The following is a 20,775-nucleotide window of genomic DNA, read 5'->3' as shown; positions in this document are numbered from 1 at the left end:
TCAGCAAATATTCCTTATCTTACCGCCTAAACTGATTATTCATGCGATTTGCCCTGGCCATCCTGTGTTGTTCCATGCTTTTCGGCTCCTGTATTTTAATGGATAAAAAGGACGAAAAACCCGGCGACAAAAACACCGCAACAAAAAATTCTATGCAGAAAGTAGACTGGTTACACAATACCAATATTTATGAAGTAAATGTAAGGCAATATACCCCCGAGGGTACTTTTAATGCTTTTGCCAAACATATACCCAGGTTAAAGGAAATGGGCGTGGAAGTGTTGTGGTTTATGCCCATTACGCCGATTGCCCCAAAAAATAAAAAAGGTAGTATGGGTAGCCCCTACGCCTGCTCGGATTATACCAGCATTAATCCCGAGTTCGGAACCCTGGACGACTTTAAAGCCCTGGTAAAAACAGCCCATGACAATGGATTGAAAGTAATTATTGACTGGGTGGCCAACCATACCGGCTGGGACCATATCTGGACCAAACAACACCCCGATTATTATTTAAAGGACAGTGCCACGAACGATTTTAAGATCGCTTCCGGCATGGATGATATTATTGAGCTGGACTATAGCAACCCTGCCTTACGTAAAGCCATGATAGCAGCCATGCAGTACTGGGTAAAAGAAACCGGCATTGACGGTTACCGTTGTGACCTGGCCTCCTGGGTGGAAGTAGATTTCTGGCAGGAAGCCCGTCCGCAGGTAGACAGCCTGAAAACATTGTTCTGGCTGGGCGAATTTGATGAACTGGAAACACCTGATTATGGAAAAGTATTTGATGCCAGTTATAGCTGGAAATGGATGCACAGTACCCGTGATTATGCGGAGAATAAAATAACACTGGATAGCCTGGTTGATCTGTTAAAACGTTACAGCGCTATCGGTGATGCCTCCATGCGTGCCTGGTTTACCACCAACCACGATGAGAATAGCTGGAACGGAACAGAGTATGAAAAATATGGCGACCTGGCCATACCGCTGGCTGTATTCAGCGCCACCTGGAACGGTGTGCCTTTGCTGTATAGCGGTCAGGAACTGCCTAACCATAAAAGACTGGAGTTTTTTGAAAAAGACCCCATACAATGGAGTGACAAAAATCAACTGCACGACTTTTATAAAACATTATTGACCTTACACCACCAGAACCCCGCATTAAGAGGAGGTGACAGTACGGTACAGACTTTCTTACTCAACACTTCAGCTGCTGATAAAGTGCTGGCGTATAAACGTAAAAAAGATGACTACGAAGTACTGGTTGTGCTCAACCTTTCTAAAGACAATGTAAACTTTACAGTAAATGATGAAGCTGTTGCCGGTCCATACCGTAATGTGTTTACAAAAGAAAATGCCCAGCTAAACAACGGTCATTCCTTTAACCTTCCCAAGAGCGGTTACCTTGTTTTCGAAAAATAAACAAATAAGGCTGAAGTGTATTTCACCTTCAGCCTCATTCCTTTCTGTTTGTAATACGCAGACCTGAGAATTGAGAAATCAGACTCAAAAAGTCAGAACTCAGACCCAAGAAGTAAGCAATACCTGCTAGTCTTTTATTTATTGTCAGGATATATACCTTACACCTTCAACCTTACACCTTCAACCTTACACCTTAAACCTTCCTCACTTGTCCATTGCAAATTGTCCATTGTCAATTGTCCATTGTCAATTGTCCATTGCCTATTTCACCCTATACACCGGATAACGCAAATGTTCGGGCTCATAATATGGTGTTTGTTTAAACACAAAATCCAGTTGTGCACGGGCACTTTTAGCAAATTGTGAATCGGTTTGTTGTTTCTCCACCAGTTGTTTTTTTAACGCCGCATTTTGTTCCAATATTGCAGCAGCTTTATCCTCAAAAACATAAGCGGAATATCCTTCCTTCTGACCCAGTATGCCATCGAAAAAATTCCAGGCAAAATAACTGTCTTCCGCCTCGGGTTCCAGGGTTTCAATTAAAAAGCGATTGGCCACCTGGTTCATGGGTACATACCAGTCGCCTTTTCTGAATTGCATTGCTTTTGTATTTATACTCACTTCTACATTAGTGTTCACATGATGTGCTTCATAAGCTGTGGCAGACCCGGTATATTTCTCCACGCGGTACACCTGTACATTGATCAATGTATCTTTTGTCAACCGGCGCATCTGCACTTTATTTACCTGTAACAATTCCACCACCTTCCACCAGCCCTGGGGGATAATATAGGCGGTTGGCTTTTCTACTTCTTTTACCACTTTAAACTCATTATAATGCGGTATTTGTTTGGTAAAGGGTTTTGTACGGTCATAGTACAAACGCGGCAGCCCCGAAACACCGCTGGGCTTATACCCGCTTTCAAACCCTTTAAAGGTAATGGTCTGCACCATGGTGGTATCATGCTGAAAAGCGATAGGGAACTGTGCCTGTTTTTTTACGGCTTCTTTTGCTTCTGCACGCAAGGTTTTAATTTTCTCGCTGTTTGTAGCGGTAAAAGCTATAAAGCTTTGCATTAAAGCATAGGTAGCGGCCACACGCTGTTTATATGGCTTTAACATATGGGTTTCCGGCATAAAGGAGAAGGTTTGCCATAGTGCCGCATAACCGGTGCTGTAACGGGGACTATCCCAGAATCCCTTCCAGCCTTCCTCAACTTTACGGTTACTCCAATGATTGACATAAGGTACCAGGTCAAAACCTTTTTCCTGCATCATCGTATATAAAGCCGGTTGAAATGTTGTTTGCAGAAAGGTTCCCATGGCCCCGCCCAGTTTATTATGTTGCGTAGGTAATAGGGTTATAATATGCTGGTAATCGGCACCATTGCTTACATGGTTATCTACAAATACATCCGCATCCAGCTCATGGAATATCTGAGCAAAACTGCGGGCTTCCTTACTGTCGTTTTTAATAAAATCGCGGTTCAGGTCCAGGTTTTGTGAGTTGCCCCTGCTGCCAAAAGCATCGGGCCCTTCCTGGTCCACACGGTAATTTTCACCCCGGTTTAAACAGCCGCCTATATTGTATACAGGAATAATGGCCAGCACAATATTAGCGGGTAGTTTATACTTGTTGGTTACAATATCTCTTACCAGTAACATGCTGGCATCAATACCATCGGGTTCGCCGGGGTGGATGCCATTGTTTACAAAGACAATACGTTTGTTGGCCTGTTTTATTTTTTTAATATCGGTAATACCGTCATTACTTACCAGCACCAGGTGCAGGGGTAAACCAGCATCGGTATCACCTTTTTGTATCACGGTTACTTTAGTAGATTGTTTATCCAGTTTTTTCCACCAGTCAATTATCTCAAAATAAGTAGGCGTACTATTACCATTTGATTGTTCAAAAACAGTAGTGATGGTTTGCGCGGTAATAACACCATAAAAGCATAGTGTTATAAGCAGGAGGAGGGACTTTTTCATGTGACGCAAGTTCACAAATACAATTAACTAAACAAAATATTTTACCGTTGTGCTTCCTGTCGTTTTAATAGTTCGAGTCGTGCCAAATTCAGAATAAAATAAACACAGTAATCTGTTCCGGTTTTATACCATTGTCCATAACCCGAGTAAAATGGATATTCCGATCCTACACTATACAAATGCCGTAAATATAACTTCCCTTTTGCCTTGGTTTTTTGTATACTGGTAGATTTCACTACTTTCCCTGTCTCTTTATAAATTCTTTTTGCCTCCTCTTCTACCAGCTTAAAATCCTCAGGACTGCTTCCTACAATTCCCAGGATCATATAGGTTAAGGTTTTTCTGTCAGTTTTCTTTTTATTCAACATTACATTCGATTCCAAAATATAAACTTCAACCCTATCCGTTTTAATCAAAAAAGGGTTAAAATTTTTGTAATATCCCCGCATATAAAAATTCACGGTATCGCGATGAGGATACAATGTATCTAATACAAAATCGTCATCATTAAATATTTTGACAAAAAAACTGTCCGGATTATTACTAAATGGAGAAAAACGGGAATACTTCTCTACTGTTGAACGGTATTCATTAACAGGGGTATTAAAGTTTAACACCTGTGCAATTGATAACTGTACCAATAAGCAGTGTAAAGCCAGCAAAATGTATTTCATATTACCAGGTTAATCCCTCAACAATAATTATACATTTATTGCTTTGTAAACGTGGTGGTGAAAGTATATTCTACCCCATCACCGTAACCTGAAAATTTTATTTTCATCACCAGTTTGGTAGCGGAAATAGAAACAATCTCCCGGGTACCGTCTCCTTCCAGCGATAGAATTTTATTATCCACCGATAAGGACCAGTTGCGGGTTACCGATTGAGGATCATCGGCATCACATTTAGCGGGTCCTTCATCCTCTGTCACTTTCATATCGGTGTTAAACATTAAGGTATTATCTTTTTCACAGGCGCTCATTACAGGGAAAACATCGGTTTCTTTTGTGCCGTCACCATTATAATCTATCTGCGGGCTTACCGTATTAGCCGACATTTTCCAGGTACCGATCAACAGCTCAGCTGTATTGGCAGGATTGGAAGGGGTAATGGGTTCTTCCTCATTTGCCTCTTCCGAAAAACCGGCTTCTTTCTGGCAGGAAGTAAATAGTACCGCAGCGAATAAGATCAACAGGAAATATTTGTTCATGGTTATTTTTTTATAATCAGCAACAGGTATGAAAGTACAAAAATTATGCTAAGTGTTGAGCTAAAGGTTAATTGTTAATCGTTAAAGGGTATTCGTTAATAGTTATACGCCGTTTTCTATCGCAGAAGTACGCATAGCAATAAAGAGAAGTTCATGCTAATCTATCATTGCTAATTGTCAACTGTCCATTGTCAATTCTTCCCTGCTCAACAGCGAACCGAACCCTGAGGAGTGCGACGCAACTACAGCCGATAAGCGTGGTACAGCCGGCTACAAAAAATAATACCGCCAACTTCTTCCTGTTAACAATGAACCATTAACTATTAACCCTTTTACAAGCAAAAAGCCCCGTCAGGTATATTACTCAACGGGGCTTTTGCATGTTATAATTAATAAATTACGCCAGGTTCTCAATAATGCCTGCAATACCTTGTCCGCCACCAACACAGGCTGTTACCATACCGTATTTTTTATTCAGCCTTTTCATATCCTGTAATACCTGTATGGTAAGTTTGGCGCCGGTACACCCCAGCGGATGGCCCAGGGCAATAGCGCCGCCGTTAATATTCACCCTTTCTTTGTCCAGGCCTACTTCGCGTATCACCGCAAGGGCCTGCGAAGCAAAGGCTTCGTTCAGTTCTATCAGGTCAATATCTGCCAGGTTCATGTTTACCTGTTTCAGTACTTTAGGAATAGCCGCTACAGGACCAATACCCATGATGCGTGGCGGCACGCCGGCCGATGCACAGGCTACCAGGCGGCCAATTGGTTTTACCCCTAACTCTTTCACCATTCTTTCGCCCATCACAATTACAAATGCGGCACCATCCGATGTTTGAGAGGAGTTACCGGCAGTTACTACCCCACCCGCAGCAAAAGCTGGCTTTAGTTTAGCCAGGGCTTCCAGCGAGGTATCGGCACGCGGACCTTCGTCGGTATCCACTACATAGGTTTTTGTTTGCTTTTTGCCTTTTTCATTTACATATACCTGCTCTACATGAATGGGCAAAATACCATCTTTAAAATAACCGTTCTGTATGGCGTTAATGGCTTTCTGGTGCGACTGGTACGAAAACTCATCCTGGTCCTCACGGCTTACATTATACTCTTTAGCCACCGCCTCTGCGGTAAGGCCCATGCTCAGGTAATAATCAGGATCGTCCTTGGCTATTTCATAAGAGGGTACGGTTTTCCAACCCGCAGTGGGAACTAAACTCATGCTTTCAGTACCACCGGCAATAATACAATCGGCCATACCCATACGGATTTTTGCCGTAGCCATAGCAATGGTCTCCAGTCCCGAAGCGCAATAGCGGTTCACCGTTACACCCGGCACATCAAAATTTAATGCCCTGGCCGAAATAATACGGCCAAACTGTAAGCCCTGTTCGGCCTCCGGTACGGCATTGCCCACAATCACATCATCCACCTGCGATGCCTGTAACTGTGGCACGGTAGCCATCAGGCCTTTGATCACTTCCACGGCCAGGTCATCGGGCCGGTAAAACCTGAAACCACCACGTTTTGATTTTGCTACTGCCGTTCTGTAACCGGCAACTATATAAGCTTCCTGCATATGAATAAGTTTTAAGTTCTGAGTTATAAGTTACAGGTTGTTCACACCTGTAACATTTTTATGGGCCCGGCTGCATTACTACTATCATCACCTGTTGCGTCGCACCCTTGTACTGCATCAATGCTATTGGCCAAAATGCAGTACTCCGTATTTTAATCGGGGTGCATCAATGCTATTGGGCATTGTGCTGAGCCTGTCTCCGTAATAATAACAACCGCAACAGTAAATAGTTGTTTATGCAACCTTCTATACCAAAAGTACAATTTTTATGATGTAGAAAAAAACTTTTTGTGTTGCCATTGTGTTGCGGTTCCTTTGCGCAATATTTAACTCACCGGCAGCAAAAAACCGGTCATTATACGAGCATGTACAACTTTTTCCGCAATATTTTATTCAATCTTCCTGCCGAAACAGCACACTATTTTTCTATGAACAGCCTGCGCCTGGCCTGTCATGTACCGCCTGTACGTAAGCTGTTAAAAAACAAATTTACTGTTACTGACAAACGCCTGGAAGTAAAGGAATGGGGCCTTACTTTCAGCAACCCGGTAGGCCTGGCCGCAGGTTTTGATAAAAATGCCCGCTATTTACGGGAGCTGGAATGCCTGGGTTTTGGCTTTGTGGAAATAGGTACGGTTACCCCGCTGGCACAGGCCGGTAATCCCAAACCCCGTTTGTTCCGGTTGCCCAAATCAAAAGCCCTTATTAACCGTATGGGTTTTAATAACGATGGGGTTGCTGTAGTAAAACAAAGACTGCAACAATGGCGTAACAGCAATAAGAACACTTCTCTGATCATTGGTGGTAATATTGGTAAAAACAAGGTAACCCCTAATGAAGATGCCTGGAAGGACTACGAGATCTGTTTTAAAGAACTGCACCCCTATGTAGACTATTTCGTGGTAAATGTAAGCAGCCCCAATACCCCGGGACTGCGGGAGTTACAGGAAAAAGAATCTTTAGGCAAAATATTACGCCACCTGCAAATGATCAATAATGGTAAGGCTTATGCCAAACCCATTTTATTAAAAATTGCACCTGACCTTACGATGAGCCAGGTAGACGATGTGCTGGACCTTGCCCGTGAAATACAACTGGACGGACTGGTAGTATCCAACACCACCATTGCCCGTGAACCTTTGGATGACAGCGAACAAACACAACAAACAGCCAAAGAGGGCGGTGGCCTGAGCGGCCTGCCGGTAAAAGAAAAGAATACCGCTTTATTACAATACATTCATTCAAAAACCGGCGGCAGCATTCCCGTTATAGGCTCCGGGGGTATTTACACCGCCGAAGATGCCCTGGAAAAACAGAAAGCAGGGGCCGGCCTGGTACAGGTTTGGACCGGCTTTATTTACGAAGGACCCGGTATTGCAAAGAACATCTGCCAGGGGATTTTAGCAAAATCATAGTTAATCGTTAATCGTTTTCAGTTAATGGTCAACAGGCCATTATTTATGAATGATTATCCGGCTATTAACTATGAACTATTAACCATTAACTAAATAAAAAAAAAGCCGCTCTGAAAAATTCAGAACGGCCTTGTTGCAGGAGTAGTATGCAACAGTTTTAACCGAATAAACCACCTTTTTTCAATGTTTTGATGCTTTCGCCTATTTTAAATCCGTTGTGATATACTTCAATTTTATAGTCTCCTCTCTGGAATGATTCCTGACGGATAGGGAAGGTAACAGGTTTACGTGTACCCTGCTCATACTCGATAGGTACTTTAGTAGTAAACGGACGGTCACCATCCATACGGGTTTGTAAAGAACCAGAGTTTAATTCGCTGTTAGATACTACTTTACCATCAGGTGCAGTAACAATTACGTACAGATCAGCAGGGCCTGAAGTAGCGATCCTGTTCTCTACATTAAATGATACATTTAACTTGTCTACCCTTTTTGCAGTAGAAGTAGTTTTCTCTTTACCATTTCTTTTTTCATTGATTGGCGTAATGGCCATGCCCGAAGCGCTGAAAGTAGAACCTACGTCCACTGTTGATGCCAGGGCATCTTTTTCAGTAACGGTTGTCTGCAGGTTTTGCTCTAACACTTGTTTTTCGCCGGTAAGCTGGGTGTTATTAGCAGTTAACACCTGGTTTTCGCCGGTAAGTTTAGCTACCTGCGACTCTAAAGCGGCAATCTGTCCGTTCAATTCGCTTACAAGAGCCCTTGCTTTTTTAAGGTCGGCAGCGGTAATATTATTACTGTTACGCAGCCTGTTTAACTCAGCAAGATTTGCTTCAATTTTCTTTTTCATTTCGGCATTCTCGCCCTGTAACTGGTTGTTGGAACCGGTTATCTGATCCAGTCTTGCCTCAGCGTCTTTATACAGCGAGTCTAAAGCTTCTTTCTGTGACAAGTAGTTGGCTGATTCCGTTTGTGCGATCTCCACCTTATTATTTTCGTTGTTTTTGTCGTACAAGAAATAACCCCAGGTACCTAAAAGGCCGGCAGCCAAAACGCCAATTAAAATGTTCTTGTTTTTGTTGCCCGCTGGTCTGTTATTCGGGTTTTGCTCATACTGTGGAGTAGCTGAAGGATAGTTCGTGTTTGCCATATAAAAAGTTTTAATTTAAAAAATTTTTGCAGCTGTTACGCTACATAAAAAATTGATTAAGAGGTGACATTCTTTTTGCTTTACAACATACTACTATTTATTTTTTGCGTAGTATTTAATTGAAAATAAAGCTTTTATTTATGTTTTTGTTAACCTTCACAAATACTGCTTTACTTAAAACTTGCTCACCAAAAGAACTTCGCTGCACCCAGTTCCGAAAACCGTGCCAATCTCAGCAAAAAATAGTTGACAATTTTTAATATTCTTTTACCCGGTAAAAGCTCAATGCCTGTATCTTAGCAAATTATGTCGGTAGAAAATATTATTGCTGCGTGGAAAAAGAAGGAATTTAAGCCGCTTTACTGGCTGGAAGGGGAAGAGGAATACTATATTGACAAGGCCATACAATATGCCGAACACGAGATTTTACCCGAAAGCGAGGCTTCTTTCAATTTAACTATTTTTTATGGCCGTGATGCCAGCTGGACCGATGTGGTAAATGCCTGCCGCCGCTATCCCATGTTTGCCGAAAGACAGGTAGTGCTGCTAAAGGAAGCCCAGTTTATGAAAGATATTGAAAAACTGGAGCCTTATTTTGAAACGCCCCTGACTTCTACCATACTGGTAATTGCCTATAAGGACAAGAAAGTAGACAGCCGCACCAAGTTTGCCAAAATGCTTAAGTCAAAAGCCGTGATGGTGACCACTAAAAAAATGTACGATAACCAGTTACCTGACTGGGTGCAACAAATGGTTACCTCGAAAGGCCTCACTATTGCTGCCAAGGCCAATGCCTTACTGGTAGATCATATAGGGAATGACCTGAGCCGGCTGGAAAAGGAAATTGATAAGATAACAGTTAACCTGCAGGGACGTAAAAGCATTTCGGAGGATGATATTGAGAACTATGTAGGCGTTAATAAGGAGTTCAACACTTTTGAGCTGCAGGCAGCCATTGGCAGCCGCAATATGGCTAAGGCCATCCGTATTATTCAATACTTTGAGGCCAACCCCAAAGCAGCGCCTATACAACTCATACTCCCCTCCCTGTACAGTTTTTTCAGCAAGGTATTTATGATATTCGGCGCACCGGGCAATGACGAAAAAGCCATTGCTTCGGCCATTGGTGTTAATCCCTTTTTTATGAAGGATTATATGCAGGCCTCCAAACTATACCAGTACCAGGGTGTGGAAAGAGCTTTGTTATTGTTACACCAGTACAATTTAAAAAGTGTAGGCGTTAACAGTTCGGGAGCCACCGATGCCGCCCTGTTAAAGGAAATGGTATACAAAATGCTTGGATAGGCCCCTTAACGGCCGGCTTTAATTACAGGCGGCAAAATTTACTCACTGGTATTAATTAACTTTGGTGCATGCTCAGACGTACGTTTGAAATAGTTGCCGGCAGTTTCCGGATGGCCATTTTAGAACTTTGGAAAAATAAGTTGCGTACTTTTTTATCCCTGTTCGGCATTACCATTGGCATCTTCTGTATCATTGGTGTACTGGCCGTGGTAAACAGCCTGCAGCGTAATATTGAGAACGAGATACAATCCCTGGGCAGCAATACCATTTATGTGGATAAATGGGATTATAGCGCCGGTGGCGATGGCCAATACCCCTGGTGGAAATTCGTGAACCGCCCTGTTCCTAAATTTGAAGAAGTTAAACTGATACAGGAACGTACCAGCTCGGCCAAGTACACCGCTTTTTGCCTGCAGACCACGGGTACGGTTGACTACAAAGGCAGTTCCCTTAATAATGTAAAACAATATGGCATTTCGGAGGAGTTTGAAAAAATACAACCCCTGGAAATTGCCCATGGCCGTTTTATTTCCGATGCCGAGTTTAACAGTGGCAGCCAGGCCGTTGTGGTGGGTAACGAGATAGCCGAAAAATTATTTGGCGATGCGGAACTGGCCGTTAACAAACAGGTGGTGGTACGCGGTAAAAAAGCCAGCATTTGCGGCGTTATAAAAAAAAGAGGCAAACAGATGATCGGTGGCTGGGATTTTGACCAGAGTATACTGATCACTTATAAATATGCCCGTACCATGATGAACGAGCTAAAGGCCGATCCGGTTATCATGGTACAGGGTAAGGACAACCTGAGCAGTAAAGCTTTAAAGGATGATCTGTTTGGTACCATGCGGGCCATCCGTAAAATAAACCCCACACAGGAACCTGATTTTGCCCTGAACGATGTAAACGATTTCACCGACGCCATCGGTGGTCTATTTGTAGGCTTAAATATTGGCGGTGCGGTTATCGGCGGCATTAGTTTAATAGTAGGCTTGTTTGGCGTGGCCAATATCATGTTTGTAACGGTAAGGGAACGTACTGCACAAATAGGGCTAAAAAAAGCCATTGGCGCAAAGAAAAATATGATCCTTACCGAATTCCTGCTTGAGTCGGCATTCCTGTGCATTATCGGCGGGCTGATCGGCTTATCCCTCGTATACGTTTTATCACTGATACTCTCCGGCGCACTCGATTTCCCCGTGTTCATTTCTGTAAGTAATATGATCTGGACCTTTATTATTTGCGTAGCCGTTGGCGTTATTGCCGGCATTGTTCCTGCCTCCCAGGCCGCCCGTATGGACCCTGTTGTGGCCATCCGCAGTAAATAAATTGTTGTAAATTTGCCGCTTCCATTCAGTTGACAGTTGACAGTTGACAGTTGACAGTTGACAGTTGACAGTTGACAGTTGACAGTTGACAGTTGACAATGGACAATGGACAATGGACAATCGACAATCGACAATCGACAATCGACAATCGACAATCGACAATGGACAATGGACAATCGACAATCGACAATGGACAATGGACAATCGACAATCGACAATGGACAATGAACTATGAACCATGAACTATGATCTATTATCTATGAACCATCAACTACAATGAATAAAACAACAACCATATTAGCGATAGAATCGAGTTGTGATGAAACCTCGGCGGGTGTTTGCCGAGATGGGAAAATTTTATCCAACCGCATTGCCACACAAAAAGTGCATGAGCAATATGGTGGTGTAGTGCCCGAACTGGCAAGCCGTGCCCATATACAAAATATTGTGCCGGTGGTAGAACTGGCCTTACAGGAAGCTGGTGTTACCCTTGCTGAAATTGATGCCGTGGCTTTTACCAAGGCGCCGGGTTTAATAGGTTCGTTATTAGTGGGCAGCCAGTTTGCCAAATCACTGGCCCTGGCTTTAAACAAACCTTTACTGGCCGTACACCATATGCAGGCCCATGTGCTGGCCAACCTGATCGACGATCCTAAACCCACCTTTCCCTTTTTATGTTTAACGGTGAGTGGCGGACATACACAGATCGTATTGTGCGAAAGCACTTCACAAATGAAAGTGATAGGTGAAACCATTGATGATGCCGCAGGTGAAGCCTTTGATAAGGCAGCCAAATTACTGGGACTACCCTACCCCGGTGGACCATTGATTGATAAATATGCCAAAGAAGGCGATCCTTTAAAGTTCAATTTTGCCGAGCCCCGCATACAGGGACTTGATTTCAGTTTTAGCGGTGTGAAGACCTCTATCCTGTATTTTTTGCAGAACGCCGGAAAAAGTCATATGTATAAACCGGAGTTCTTGGCTACCGAAGAAGAAAAAAATAAATTTATACAGGATAACCTGGCCGACCTCTGTGCATCCATACAGCACCGGATAGTGAGTATATTGATGAGCAAATTAAAAAAAGCGGCCGTTGAAACCGGCATCCGCCATATTTGTATTGCCGGTGGTGTATCGGCCAACAGTGGCTTGCGTACGGCCTTACAGGAAGCCGGCAAAAAACATGGCTGGAAAACCTATATCCCCGATTTCCAGTATTGTACCGATAATGCCGGCATGATCGCTATTACGGCTTATTATAAATACCTGGCCGGTGATTTTGATACACTGTCGGTAGAAACTACAGCAAGAGCAGAATGGTAGAGAACAATGTGCTGATGTGCTGATGTGATAATAAGGCATTCATAATTCATAACTCATAATTCATCACTCCGTTTGCCTAACAATTATTTCCAGTTCAAACAATTTAAGGTACAGCAGGACCAATGTGCCATGAAAGTGACCACGGATGGTTGTTTATTCGGCGCATGGGTGGCAAAACTGGTTACGCAACATTTTTCCGATGCGGAATCAATTGTGGATATAGGTGCAGGCACCGGGCTTTTAAGTTTAATGCTGGCGCAGGAAACAAATGCGGCTATACAGGCCATTGAAGTTGATCCCGCGGCGGCAGGACAGGCCGTTGATAATTTTCGTAATTCTCCCTGGAACGAAAGATTAACGGTGATTGCCACGGATATAAAACAATTGCCGGTTACCGGCTTTGATATTATTATCAGCAACCCGCCTTTTTACGAAAACGATTTACGGTCAGGAGCCGGCAATAAGAACCTGGCGCATCATGATGCAGGTTTATTACTACACGAGTTGGTGGCTATTATCAGACAACAACTGAATACCGGTGGATCATTCTTTTTACTGCTACCTTATAAAAGGGAGGAAGAAGTATTGAAACTAATACAACAGCAACACCTGTACACCACGCAAATAACCAGGGTTAAACAGTCCGACTCCCATTCTTTTTTCCGAACCATGATCATGGGCACACATGCTGCAAACAACCTGTTACTTACACAAAATGAAATGAGCATCCGCGACAGTAATAATAACTATACGGATACTTTTATGGCCTTATTGCAGCCTTATTATTTGTATTATAAGGGAAGCTGAATGCTGAAAGCGGAAAGCATAAAGCTATATACTCATTTACAAACGATGCATAAAGTTACTGCAGTACAAGAGTGCGACGCAACAGAAGCTGAATAGTGATACTATAGCCGGCTAACAAAAAAATTAAGTTATTATACCTTTCGCATAATCGGACAGGTAGTCGTACGGCAATGTCAATTGCCCGGCATGTGTAATAGTGGCCCTGTCCAGTAAAGGAGAAGAGCCTTTTAACACATCTTCCAGTACAAACTTGATCAGTTGTTCGCCAAAATAACGGGAAGCATCACGGGGCAGCTCATTAGGCAGGTTGCCTACAGCCATTATATCAATGGTATCGGCAGTATAAGGCGCTACCTTCTCCAGTGTTTTTTTATCAATACCATATACGGGATCTTCAATGGTCTGGTCGCCTACATTAATAGGTACTGAACCATCGGCATCGTCGGTTATATCGGCAATGGTTTGTATGATAAAATCTTCAGCTGCTACATCCGTTTTTTCGAACAGGCGAGGGATGGTTTTATCCCAGTACACGCCGTTCATGAGAATATCGGTTTGCGCGGCATAGGGTAAGAATTTACAGGTGAATTGTTCCGGGTTTTCGTGAAACTGCTCACGGCTATAGGTTCCGGTTTCCTTGTGTTTATACAGGTCGGCTCCTTTTAACTGGGTATACACGGGATAAGCAAAACGACGTCTTAAATAATCATCCGGCTCTACTTCATGAATGCCCATCAGGTTCATTACTTCAATAATACCATGTGCCACACGTCCTGATCCGGTTACGGCAATCTTTACATTGGGTAAACGCAGGCCGAAATAAGTATGTATCAGTTCCCTGAAGCTGCGTTGTTTGTACACTCTCTCCAACTGGTATAACCCGGTTCGGTTGCCATAGGCCATAATACCATTATGCGCCCCTACCACCCCGGCAAAAAAGCCAAAGCCAATGATACGCTGGCCATCCTCATGCTCCAGGCATTCGTAATCAATCAGTGTAATATTTTTTTCCAGGATAGCCTGTAACAGTTTCTGGTTATAAGGTTGCTTTTTACGTGTATGGGAGAAAAAAAGGTAGGTTTTATTGGGGATCAGTTGCTGTACCGGTACTTCTTTTATACCCAGTAAGATATCGGCTTCTGCTACCGAATCTTTCACTTCCACACCAGCAGCGGTATATTCTTTATCACTAAAACACCGTGTGGGCGAACTTTCGGCTATTACTTTTACCTGGGGCAGATTTTTATGTATCCATTTACATTGAGCCGGTGTTAAAGCTACCCTGTTATCGGCCGGTGATTTTCCCTCCCTGATGAGTCCTATGATCTTCATATTTGTAAATTTGCAAGCGTAAATAAACTATCATTCAACAACTATCCCGGTAAATTGTTATGGTTACCAGGATAATCCTACAAATTTACGATAACCCGGCCGGTTAACAGGTATAAAACCACCGGTTGATCATAAAATAATACAGCTCATGCAGGCATTGAAAAAAATATGGAGAACGATCCGCAACATACTGTTCCCGCCCAGGAAATGCTGTAAATAGGCCGGCGGAGATATTTTTTACGGCGCTTGCTGATAATTAACCGGAAATATGTAATATTGCAGCCCAATTCGCAGGTGCTGCCCAGGTGGCGGAATTGGTAGACGCAGCAGACTCAAAATCTGCCGCCGCAAGGTGTGCTGGTTCGATTCCAGTCCTGGGCACAGAGAGTCCTTGTAAACGAAAGTTTACAAGGATTTTTTAGTTTAAGCCAGTTGCTTTTGGGTGAACTATTGGCGAACACAAATTTTTTATTACAGGAATCACCATCTCCATGGCTAGCTGTTAACAGGCCGCTGTTGTGCTGTCGTCTTTATTTTTCAAACATCTTTTCAAATGATTCTCCATTAAATTTATAAACGCCAGCATTATGACTTCCAAGCCAGAGAACTCCTTTGTTGTCTTTGAAGATTGTAAAAAGCAGTACATCAGTTGCTCCATCTCTGACAGGGTAATGAATAAGCTCTTTCCCATTGTATTTCCACACTCCGTTATCATAAGTCGCCATCCACAAGTTGCCTTCCTTATCTTCGGTTATGGATAGAAAAAATGGAAATTCTTTTTTATTTCGTTCATCCAGATAACCAATTCCGTCTTCTTTTTGGAAATTTATATTAATACTACTATCCGGTTTTAAGTTGTACCGAAAACGAGTGTTATTTATCCAAAACTCCCCTTCTTTATCCTCAAAAATGGCCCGCGTACCAAAATCGCCACCTTCCGGAGTTGTTTGTAATTGTTCTTCATAATGCCAACTCAGTGTTTTGCCATCAAATCGGCATATACCAAGACTTGCTGTTCCAAACCACATAATACCTTTACGATCTTTGTAGATGGTATAAAGCCCATAGGGTCTTACACTCGTATTCTTGTTCTTGCTTTTAAATTCAGCCTCTTGCGGTGATTGTGGAAGTTTTAGAAAATGCAAATATTTTCCATCAAACCGATAGGGCCCATTACTACCAGCGCCCATTCTGAACCACAAATCATCCGGGTTTAAAACCCACTCATTCGTAAAGTATCCGGGGGGTGCAACCTGCAAAGTTTTGAAAGTTCGACCATCAAATTTACTGACACCCCGCTCGGTTTCAATAAAAATATTGCCCGCTGCATCCTCTTGAAAACCGCGTATGGCATTACTTACCAATCCATCTTTTACGGTCATTTGTTTTATTTGCTGACCGTTATAAAAGAATATACCATTCTCTTTACTTCCGAACCAGTAATTGCTGCTTTTGTCTTGATAAATAGCCCAGATCGTTTTGTCAAGATCCGGAACCATTATGCCAATTTCAACAGTCTCGCCTTGTCGTGTTTGTGAATTATTTTGTCCCTCGCATGAATTAAAGGTTAAGAAAAAAATGGTGAGTAAGATGTTGTATAGTGTCATTTGTACGCTATTCATTTTTTTAAAAGTTGCCAGTTTACTGTTGCTGCGCTACAATGACGCAAAACTCGTGTAGAGGTGCAATAAAATTACGCAAATATCTCAAGTGCAGGTTGTACCGGCTTGAATGTTTACCATTTTACTACTTTATTGAAATGGCCAGGTGTAAGGATGTAAAATGAAAGATAATTACCAGACCCTGCCCGGGTTAGTAACCAATATTTAAAGCGTAAGCAATACTACCTATACAAATGAATGCCAGTGCTCATTCAGCTAGCTTATTCGCCATTTTAATTTTGTTACAACTAAACCAATCATTGTGTTATGAACAAATATTTAGCAGTAATCATTGTATTCATCATCTTAACATCCTGCAGCAGCAAGGACAAAAAGGATATGTTGGGAGGTGGTCATAAAGACAATACTTATTTTAAGCTTACGGTAAACGGAGTACAAAGAGAACTTGAAAATATTCATTACGCCCGTACCGGTACGAATATTCACCTGGCTACCTGGGGCAAAAACGGTTTCCCTAATTTAAATGTCACGTTAACTGCTAATGCAGAAAATGATTTTCGGGGCAGTTATCCTTATTACTGGGACCTTTCTGCCGGCACTTCCATCATCCTGTATGGGCTGGGGCCTTCTGACGGATATGAAAGTCATTGGTGGGATTGTCCTATTGACGCCCCCTTACTGATCTTATCGCCGGGGGATATAAAAATTGAAAATATTGAACATACAGGCGCTGATGAATTTATTACCGGCTCTTTTGCAACAGAACAATACCAGCCACAGGGCAACTGCCCCTATGCAGAAGTGAAGACCATAAAAATATCAGCACAATTCAGGTTGAAACGGGCACAATAACCAGCCAGGTCTTTCTTTTGAAAGACCTGTTTTATTATAGCCGAACTACCTGCAATAACTACGATCTACATATTGTTTATTGCCGTTTGAATTAATGAAATAACATCCGCCCCGGGGGCCCGTGTAGTATTTTCTGCGGGGCGCCGCATTCGCCGCTCTCATGGCACGCTCTTCTTCTGCCGCCGCCTTTTTTAATTGTGCGGTATAGGCAGCAGTAGGCGTAAAGTCATAATACCGGCCTCTTTGCAGTGTCATGCTGTCTTCCTTCGAAGGCTCCAGCTCTTCCCAATCAATGGCAATATCGTCTCTCAATACATAACCGCTGTGGCCGCCAAAATCTATTTGCACCCAGTCTTCCTTATCCTCCACCTCATAGGCTCTTATATAACTAAGCCTGTGTATTTTACCTATACCAGGAGATTTTGCCTCAGGCCTGCTACGCACCATTAATGTATCACCGCTGACCCATGCGAAATCAGCTTTTAATTTGGCAAAAAATTCTTTTTCTTCAGCCGCTTTTTTCCGGGCCAGTTCTTTCTGGTCCATCTCTTCCTTAAGGGCTTTAAATGCTTTCATTTCGTCGCGGTAATAGTGCACCGGGAAGCTGGCATTTTCCATTTCTATTTTTTGACAATATCCTTCGATTTCTTTATAGGAATCACCACTCATATGGTTAAATGAAAGTCTGTACAGATCCGGCAATCTGTTTAGTTCGTGTTGGGCCAAGGAAATAAATCCCAATAATTTGGGACCAAACTCCGTTTCCGGTACTCTTAACATAGTGATCTCTTTACCATCAACGGTTTTCTTTTTGAGCCATTTTGTAAAATCGGTTGTTTGTGTCCGGGCCGCAACGGTAAGCAGCAGCGGCAAAAGAACGGTGATGAAGGTTTTCATATGATATATTGAAGCGCCCAAAATAAACATTTACTATGGATTTTGCAAGTGAAGGCGGCGCTGCTTAAAGCATTTCCACAACCCATATTAGCCCTGCCTTATCCTGTTAACATTTAATTATTTCCTCTTAGCTGTCGCGGGAAATTGCGGCATTTAGTGGAAAACTATAATCAGCTAGTATCCCTTCTTTTCGTAAGTTGCACTGGTAATATTATTTGGATTATGTTATTATAATTACCATTCCCTATTGGCATTTGTTTTTCGTTGTCACTAAGCCCTTTCGTTATTTACAATAACGTTATAATCCTTAACCAGACTAACAATTTATATGAATTTCCAAGATTGTCATGAAGAACAAATCCATATACCTGCCCATATCCAAAGTTACGGCTACCTGATAGGCCTGGATGTATCGGACAGGACCATACGTTTTTTTAGCGAGAACATTCCGCAGCTTTTCAACGTAGAGAAGGATTTACTCGGAAAAAGTTTCGAGGATGAATTAACAGGCTTTCAGCTGATAACGGCATCTTTTATCTATCAGAACCTGGCATCGAACCTGAAGGAAGCCAATAAAAATCTTGATAAGATCACTATCGGGCAAACAGATTACCACCTCACCATTTACCTGTACCGTGGGACTATCTATATTGAACTGGAAGAGTATATAAAAAAACAAATTCCCCGCAACCTCTTATACCAGGGAGCCAAGGAAGTACAATCGGCAAAAACCGAAGAAGAAATATGGTCGGCGCTGGTAAAGAATATTTATGAAATCACTTACTACGACCGGGTGATGATCTATAAATTCCTGAATGATGGCTCAGGGAAAGTGATAGCAGAAAGAAAGAAACCGGAAATGGAATCCTACCTCAACCTCTATTACCCGGAGAGTGATATACCACAGCAGGCCAGGGCCCTATACCAGGTAAACTATAAACGTATTTTCAGCAATATACATGCAAAGCCTGTTCCGGTTATCAGTAAAATGTCGGCAGTAGACCTTACCCATTCAACCGTAAGAGCTATGTCGCCTATCCACGGTGTTTACATTAAAAATTCCGGGGCCTCTTCCAGTTTCAGCACCTCCATCATTGTTGATAACAAACTCTGGGGATTGGTAACCTGCCATAGCGTTGCCCCCAAACATATTGACCTGTTTAACCGTATCCAGGCTGAAATATGTACCATTATTGCAGCCAATGCTTATTTTTCTTTAAAATCACGCATGATCATAGCGAATGAGACCTTGTATATGCATAAGGCCACCGCTTTAAAAGCTAATCTTTCTGCGCATGATAATTTAAAAGATTCATTATTTAATAACCTGGATAATATCCTGGATATTTCGCAGGCAGATGGATTTGCCGTAGTAACCGAAGGAGAAATAAAAGCAACCGGGAATACTCCTGCTATTCCTGCTATTCGTCACATTGCAGATTGGACAAAAACAAATTTACACGGTTCACTCTGGGCTTCCAATACTTTTTATATAGACCATCATGCATCCCTTCCCGGCATTGACGGATCCTGCTGCGGACTGGCGGCCTGTTATGTGGGCAAACAAAAAAACACCCTTTTATTATGGTTCCGGCAGGAGTTCAAAGAACATATTACCTGGGCCGGAAATCCTGAGAAAAAGGTTGACAGTATACAGTTTTATGACCAGAAGATCAGGGCTATTTCTCCCAGGGCCTCCTTCCAGGTATTTTCGGAAGAGATCCGTAATAAATCCATGTATTGGTCAAAAAAGGATCTGCTGGAGTTCAGCAAAATTCATGATGTAGTATTAGAAACCCAGCAATTGCAGTTTGACAAACTGAAGGAGCTCAATAACGAACTGCTAAAACTGAACAATGACCTGGATGCTTTTTCACATACTATTTCACATGATTTAGCAACACCACTTTCGGTTATCCGGTTAAATGTACAACTCCTTGACCGCGATGCCGAATCTGCCTGGCAGAAAAATAAAATCAGCAGCATCCTGGCCGAGATCGATAATATGTCTGCCATGATGAAAAATGTACTGGAACTGAGCAGGGTTAAACACAGTTCTTACCAGCTGGAAGAAATACCCACCTGCGAAATCATTGAAAAGATATGTTCCGATGCAAAGTTTTCATACGACACCAATACAAATATTATTATTGCATCCACCCCGGCTATTTTAGGCGAACGGACCCTGGTATACCAGGTTTTTCAAAACCTGATCACCAATGCTGTCAAATATTCTTCTCAAAAAGCAGCCCCGCAGGTGCATATCAGCGGCCAAACCGATGAGGCGCATGTGGTATATCGCATCTCGGATAATGGTATAGGCATACCGCCTGCTGAAAAAGAAAATGTATTCAAAATATTTACCCGCCTGGGAAATGCAACTGAGTTTTCGGGCACCGGCGTAGGCTTAAATATTGCCTATCGTATTATGGATAAACTGGGAGGCAGCATCGGCTTTGAAAGCGAACTAAACGAAGGCACTACTTTTACCCTCCGTTTTAAAAAACCATCTATCAACTGATCGACCCTATACAATAAATTA

The 20,775-nt window shown here is 42.5% G+C and carries 16 protein-coding genes and 1 tRNA gene; 9 read left to right on the top strand and 8 right to left on the bottom strand.

Annotated features, from left to right (window positions below; genetic code table 11):
• The first annotated feature begins 41 nt into the window (after positions 1-41).
• Entirely contained in the window at positions 42-1,424 is a 1,383-nt protein-coding gene (locus tag ACFS6H_RS11940; RefSeq protein ID WP_386098754.1) for an alpha-amylase family glycosyl hydrolase, read from the top strand.
• A gap of 261 nt (positions 1,425-1,685) precedes the next feature.
• Here ACFS6H_RS11940 and ACFS6H_RS11935 read toward each other — a convergent pair whose 3' ends face one another.
• The 4 genes from ACFS6H_RS11935 to ACFS6H_RS11920 form a co-directional block, all read right to left on the bottom strand.
• Positions 1,686-3,416 carry a M14 family metallopeptidase gene (locus ACFS6H_RS11935; protein WP_386098751.1) on the bottom strand — a complete coding sequence of 577 codons (1,731 nt, stop codon included), beginning with the start codon at positions 3,414-3,416 and terminating at the stop codon, positions 1,686-1,688.
• Between the two features lie 41 nt (positions 3,417-3,457).
• On the bottom strand, positions 3,458-4,090 hold the full coding sequence (locus tag ACFS6H_RS11930) for a hypothetical protein (RefSeq protein WP_386098748.1): 633 nt from the start codon (positions 4,088-4,090) through the stop codon (positions 3,458-3,460).
• Between the two features lie 35 nt (positions 4,091-4,125).
• The gene (locus ACFS6H_RS11925) at positions 4,126-4,626 is read right to left on the bottom strand and encodes a DUF5004 domain-containing protein (protein WP_386098745.1); all 501 of its coding nucleotides are present in this window, start codon (positions 4,624-4,626) and stop codon (positions 4,126-4,128) included.
• A 397-nt stretch (positions 4,627-5,023) separates the two neighbouring features.
• Entirely contained in the window at positions 5,024-6,202 is a 1,179-nt protein-coding gene (locus ACFS6H_RS11920) for an acetyl-CoA C-acyltransferase (RefSeq protein ID WP_386098742.1), read from the bottom strand.
• A 365-nt stretch (positions 6,203-6,567) separates the two neighbouring features.
• On the opposite strand from ACFS6H_RS11920, the gene ACFS6H_RS11915 reads away from it, so the two are divergent.
• Entirely contained in the window at positions 6,568-7,617 is a 1,050-nt protein-coding gene (locus ACFS6H_RS11915) for a quinone-dependent dihydroorotate dehydrogenase (RefSeq protein WP_386098739.1), read from the top strand.
• Positions 7,618-7,774: 157 nt separating this feature from the next.
• Here the strand turns inward: ACFS6H_RS11915 and ACFS6H_RS11910 are convergent, their stop codons facing one another.
• A complete protein-coding gene (locus ACFS6H_RS11910; RefSeq protein ID WP_386098736.1) occupies positions 7,775-8,767 on the bottom strand; it encodes a hypothetical protein in 993 nt (330 codons plus the stop codon).
• A 306-nt stretch (positions 8,768-9,073) separates the two neighbouring features.
• Between ACFS6H_RS11910 and holA the strand changes: the two genes are divergently transcribed.
• The 4 genes from holA to ACFS6H_RS11890 all read left to right on the top strand — a co-directional run bounded on the left by holA (position 9,074) and on the right by ACFS6H_RS11890 (position 13,530).
• Positions 9,074-10,072 carry a DNA polymerase III subunit delta gene (gene holA, locus ACFS6H_RS11905; RefSeq protein ID WP_386098733.1) on the top strand — a complete coding sequence of 333 codons (999 nt, stop codon included), beginning with the start codon at positions 9,074-9,076 and terminating at the stop codon, positions 10,070-10,072.
• A 68-nt stretch (positions 10,073-10,140) separates the two neighbouring features.
• Positions 10,141-11,397, top strand: a complete 1,257-nt coding sequence (locus tag ACFS6H_RS11900) for an ABC transporter permease (protein ID WP_386098730.1) — start codon at positions 10,141-10,143, stop codon at positions 11,395-11,397.
• Positions 11,398-11,673: 276 nt separating this feature from the next.
• Positions 11,674-12,723: a tRNA (adenosine(37)-N6)-threonylcarbamoyltransferase complex transferase subunit TsaD gene (tsaD, locus tag ACFS6H_RS11895; RefSeq protein ID WP_386098727.1), complete on the top strand. Its 1,050-nt coding sequence runs from the start codon at positions 11,674-11,676 to the stop codon at positions 12,721-12,723.
• 72 nt (positions 12,724-12,795) lie between these two features.
• On the top strand, positions 12,796-13,530 hold the full coding sequence (locus ACFS6H_RS11890) for a tRNA1(Val) (adenine(37)-N6)-methyltransferase (RefSeq protein WP_386098724.1): 735 nt from the start codon (positions 12,796-12,798) through the stop codon (positions 13,528-13,530).
• A 123-nt stretch (positions 13,531-13,653) separates the two neighbouring features.
• Here the strand turns inward: ACFS6H_RS11890 and ACFS6H_RS11885 are convergent, their stop codons facing one another.
• Positions 13,654-14,862, bottom strand: coding sequence for an NAD(P)-dependent oxidoreductase (locus ACFS6H_RS11885; protein WP_386098721.1), 1,209 nt, complete (start codon positions 14,860-14,862; stop codon positions 13,654-13,656).
• Between the two features lie 299 nt (positions 14,863-15,161).
• Between ACFS6H_RS11885 and ACFS6H_RS11880 the strand changes: the two genes are divergently transcribed.
• A tRNA-Leu gene (locus tag ACFS6H_RS11880) sits at positions 15,162-15,243 on the top strand.
• 149 nt (positions 15,244-15,392) lie between these two features.
• On the opposite strand, the gene ACFS6H_RS11875 is transcribed toward ACFS6H_RS11880, so the two are convergent.
• Positions 15,393-16,484, bottom strand: coding sequence for a ligand-binding sensor domain-containing protein (locus ACFS6H_RS11875; RefSeq protein WP_386098718.1), 1,092 nt, complete (start codon positions 16,482-16,484; stop codon positions 15,393-15,395).
• A 306-nt stretch (positions 16,485-16,790) separates the two neighbouring features.
• Between ACFS6H_RS11875 and ACFS6H_RS11870 the strand changes: the two genes are divergently transcribed.
• The gene (locus ACFS6H_RS11870) at positions 16,791-17,336 is read left to right on the top strand and encodes a hypothetical protein (protein WP_386098715.1); all 546 of its coding nucleotides are present in this window, start codon (positions 16,791-16,793) and stop codon (positions 17,334-17,336) included.
• A gap of 45 nt (positions 17,337-17,381) precedes the next feature.
• Here the strand turns inward: ACFS6H_RS11870 and ACFS6H_RS11865 are convergent, their stop codons facing one another.
• Positions 17,382-18,233, bottom strand: coding sequence for an SH3 domain-containing protein (locus tag ACFS6H_RS11865; RefSeq protein WP_386098712.1), 852 nt, complete (start codon positions 18,231-18,233; stop codon positions 17,382-17,384).
• A gap of 328 nt (positions 18,234-18,561) precedes the next feature.
• Between ACFS6H_RS11865 and ACFS6H_RS11860 the strand changes: the two genes are divergently transcribed.
• Entirely contained in the window at positions 18,562-20,754 is a 2,193-nt protein-coding gene (locus ACFS6H_RS11860; protein WP_386098709.1) for an ATP-binding protein, read from the top strand.
• The last annotated feature ends 21 nt before the right edge of the window (positions 20,755-20,775 follow it).

This window comes from Terrimonas rubra, from assembly GCF_042686025.1.
GTDB classification, from domain to species: Bacteria; Bacteroidota; Bacteroidia; order Chitinophagales; family Chitinophagaceae; genus Terrimonas; species Terrimonas rubra.
This window is presented reverse-complemented; position numbering and strand designations above follow the sequence as displayed.

Coding starts and splice junctions, on each gene's coding strand:
- ACFS6H_RS11940 (WP_386098754.1), top strand. CDS start 42: ATGCGATTTGCCCTGGCCATCCTGTGTTGTTCCATGCTTTTCGGCTCC.
- ACFS6H_RS11935 (WP_386098751.1), bottom strand. CDS start 3,416: ATGAAAAAGTCCCTCCTCCTGCTTATAACACTATGCTTTTATGGTGTT.
- ACFS6H_RS11930 (WP_386098748.1), bottom strand. CDS start 4,090: ATGAAATACATTTTGCTGGCTTTACACTGCTTATTGGTACAGTTATCA.
- ACFS6H_RS11925 (WP_386098745.1), bottom strand. CDS start 4,626: ATGAACAAATATTTCCTGTTGATCTTATTCGCTGCGGTACTATTTACT.
- ACFS6H_RS11920 (WP_386098742.1), bottom strand. CDS start 6,202: ATGCAGGAAGCTTATATAGTTGCCGGTTACAGAACGGCAGTAGCAAAA.
- ACFS6H_RS11915 (WP_386098739.1), top strand. CDS start 6,568: ATGTACAACTTTTTCCGCAATATTTTATTCAATCTTCCTGCCGAAACA.
- ACFS6H_RS11910 (WP_386098736.1), bottom strand. CDS start 8,767: ATGGCAAACACGAACTATCCTTCAGCTACTCCACAGTATGAGCAAAAC.
- holA (WP_386098733.1), top strand. CDS start 9,074: ATGTCGGTAGAAAATATTATTGCTGCGTGGAAAAAGAAGGAATTTAAG.
- ACFS6H_RS11900 (WP_386098730.1), top strand. CDS start 10,141: ATGCTCAGACGTACGTTTGAAATAGTTGCCGGCAGTTTCCGGATGGCC.
- tsaD (WP_386098727.1), top strand. CDS start 11,674: ATGAATAAAACAACAACCATATTAGCGATAGAATCGAGTTGTGATGAA.
- ACFS6H_RS11885 (WP_386098721.1), bottom strand. CDS start 14,862: ATGAAGATCATAGGACTCATCAGGGAGGGAAAATCACCGGCCGATAAC.
- ACFS6H_RS11875 (WP_386098718.1), bottom strand. CDS start 16,484: ATGAATAGCGTACAAATGACACTATACAACATCTTACTCACCATTTTT.
- ACFS6H_RS11870 (WP_386098715.1), top strand. CDS start 16,791: ATGAACAAATATTTAGCAGTAATCATTGTATTCATCATCTTAACATCC.
- ACFS6H_RS11865 (WP_386098712.1), bottom strand. CDS start 18,233: ATGAAAACCTTCATCACCGTTCTTTTGCCGCTGCTGCTTACCGTTGCG.
- ACFS6H_RS11860 (WP_386098709.1), top strand. CDS start 18,562: ATGAATTTCCAAGATTGTCATGAAGAACAAATCCATATACCTGCCCAT.